Genomic DNA, 2,222 nt, shown 5'->3' on the forward strand with positions numbered 1-2,222 from the left:
GTGTCTTTAGTTAGTGAGTTTTCAAGTTACGAAGACTACCGCTGCGACCGTGAGTTCAATAAGCAGGTACCAGCCGGCACAGTAACTGACGACGACGCACTCAGGCAGATTCGGACCAATAACGCATTGGTAAAAAATAGCCAGCGCGACACACGCAGTGCCAAATTGGCAAAAGCACACCAAGAGGGAGTTATACATCACAGAGACAGAAGCAAGCATGGAATTCCTAACGCCGTGTGGAATGTCCATATTAGCCATTGCGACGATTCAGTCGCTTCGGAACCGGAAGTAAACTTCTCATTAATTCCCCAACTATTCGACCAAAAGGACTAATCAACCAACAGACACAAGCCACGTACGTCAATCCAGACGCCATTTATTAGACCTTTCCACAGAAGAGCGACTCATGATATGCCTACAAGATGTATTCATTGAATACCCCAACGCCCAAGCAATAATGAATGCTATGCAGTTTATGCTTCGGACTGAAAACAAGGTTCAAGCACCATGTATGTTGGTATGGGGCAGCGGGGGTTATGGAAAAACAAGCATCATAAATCGCGTAAAAGAATCAAATAAAAATCAAACTGAAAAATTGGTATTTATGAGCTTCAGGCAAAATCCGAATAACTATAATCTAAGGGAGCTTCTATTGGAGGCATTCGGGATGGAGGTAACCAAAAAGTACAGCGGATATAATGCTTCCAAAGAATTTGCGCGCACCGTCGAGCGAAATAATGTCAAGGGGATTGTCATTGATGAAATTCATGACGCTGTAACCTTATCGACAATGCAACAGAAAATTAATCTTTCATTGCTAAAAAATTTGTCCGGTGATCAATACAATCTTTGTGTCTTTGCTTTTGGCGTAGACAAGGCCAGCGAAGCTCTCCGTCTCGACCCTCAGTTAGAAAGGCGCTACTTGCAATGGCCGTTAGAAAAATGGAAATTGGATGAAGATTTTAGGGCGTTTATTGCCGCGTATGAACGCACTCTCCCATTAAAACTCCCGTCATTCTTGCACAGTCAAGATTTGGCTACTGCAATACTCAAGCAAGCGAATGGAGTCATGGACAACGTGGTAAAAATCATTCAGGTATGCGCTGCCGAAGCTATATCGTTAGGGTTAGAAAAGATCACTCTCCCCATTATAGATAATGCTCCATTTTTAGCTGCGAAATATGGGGTTTCTCTATTGCGCCATAAAAAGCGATAAAATTCAATGCCTCAATCTCATCTAGTAAATGAAATTAATCGAATTTACGAGGAGTTCAATTTACCAACTCCTCAGGTAAAAAATGTTGTGGCCGCGATAGATTCAATGCTTTCGATAAACGCTGAAAGAGGCTCATTACATATCATCCTCGGAGAATCTGGCTGTGGAGTCTCAACTGCGACAAAAATGTGCCAAGACATCCTTCTCCGTAGGTCGATCAATACAATAGTGCTTAGTCCCCGCGCCTTCAGCGATGAAAATAATCCATGGGAAGCATTGCTTGATAATTACGGCTTCACTTACCAAGGAGCGAAACTGCAATCTACGAAAAATCAAATAATCCCATACTTCATATTAAATTTAATTCATCACGCTAAAATTGACTGCATCATCCTAAATGACTTTCTAGAGGGTGTAATTACGCGGGTAAAAAAGCAGCAATTGATAAACGCCTGCCTAAGCCTAGCGCGCACACTGATGTCTATAAATATAATTATTGGCACGACGAAGCGTGCTTATGGAGCAACATGCACTGACGATATACTGACGTCCATTCATTGCATACCAGAATGGGAAAATGGCGTAGGTTTTTCATCTTTTCTGGGGCTCATTGAAAATACTCTCACTGAAAAGCATTCAATAAATATTGATCTCAGATCCCATGCTGAAATCATTTTCAAACTATGTTCAGGCAATACTGGAAATCTGTTTTACCTTCTAAAGGAACATGCCATACACGCACTGCTTACTGCCCCAACCCAGGTTCCATTATCGAATGAATTTCCACCCTTAAAGGCTACACTTCAGAACAATGCATATTTATTCAGTATTGAATCCAGTTAATGACGAGTCTTTCACATCATGGATTAACAGATGCGAAATAAAGCTTTCGCACCGCTGCATCTCTGTCGAGAGCATACAGGCCCTTATTAGATCCAAGCTTAAGTGCTACCCGAGCCTGGACCCTGACTTTTCCAAAGAAATTTTAACCTCCACAACTGTACAT

At 41.9% G+C, this 2,222-nt stretch carries 3 protein-coding genes; all 3 read left to right on the forward strand.

All coding sequences use genetic code 11. The features are described from left to right. Positions 1-333 (forward strand): hypothetical protein (locus tag ACXRVY_RS25180; RefSeq protein ID WP_458238539.1); only part of this gene is annotated, 333 nt, incomplete at its 5' end. A 73-nt stretch (positions 334-406) separates the two neighbouring features. Continuing rightward, positions 407-1,216 (forward strand): TniB family NTP-binding protein, encoded by an 810-nt coding sequence (locus ACXRVY_RS25185; RefSeq protein ID WP_458238540.1) that lies wholly within the window; start codon positions 407-409, stop codon positions 1,214-1,216. Positions 1,217-1,222: 6 nt separating this feature from the next. Then, positions 1,223-2,059 (forward strand): hypothetical protein, encoded by an 837-nt coding sequence (locus tag ACXRVY_RS25190; RefSeq protein WP_457265851.1) that lies wholly within the window; start codon positions 1,223-1,225, stop codon positions 2,057-2,059. The last annotated feature ends 163 nt before the right edge of the window (positions 2,060-2,222 follow it).

The sequence above is a fragment of the Pseudomonas sp. P5_A2_2 genome (assembly GCF_054177685.1).

What these genes read in the sequence shown, in the direction of transcription:
- ACXRVY_RS25185 (WP_458238540.1), top strand. Translation starts at nt 407, where the DNA reads ATGATATGCCTACAAGATGTATTCATTGAATACCCCAACGCCCAAGCA.
- ACXRVY_RS25190 (WP_457265851.1), top strand. Translation starts at nt 1,223, where the DNA reads ATGCCTCAATCTCATCTAGTAAATGAAATTAATCGAATTTACGAGGAG.